The sequence below is a fragment of the Paraburkholderia madseniana genome, assembly GCF_009690905.1.
Taxonomy (GTDB): Bacteria; Pseudomonadota; Gammaproteobacteria; order Burkholderiales; family Burkholderiaceae; genus Paraburkholderia; species Paraburkholderia madseniana.
On record NZ_VOSW01000376.1, the window covers coordinates 1 to 229 of the forward strand.

Below are 229 nucleotides of genomic sequence, written 5' to 3' on the forward strand. Positions count from 1 at the left end.
ATCAGCCGGCAGACCGGCTACAAATGGCTCAATCGCGGCGAGAACGCGCTGTCAGATCAATCCCGGCGCCCTGCCAGCAGTCCCTCGAAGACCCCCGCTGCCATGGAGCAGGAAGTGGTGCGGCTGCGCCAGGCCCATCCGCGCTGGGGCGGGCGCAAGATCCGCCGGCGCCTGCAGGATCTGGGCTTTGAGGCGGTGCCACAGGCCAGCACCGTGACCGACATCCTGC

At 68.6% G+C, this 229-nt stretch carries 1 protein-coding gene; it reads left to right on the forward strand.

Annotation, left to right across the window (positions count from 1 at the left end; translation table 11 throughout):
• Positions 1-229 (forward strand): helix-turn-helix domain-containing protein (locus FSO04_RS46195; protein WP_166618404.1); only part of this gene is annotated, 229 nt, incomplete at both ends.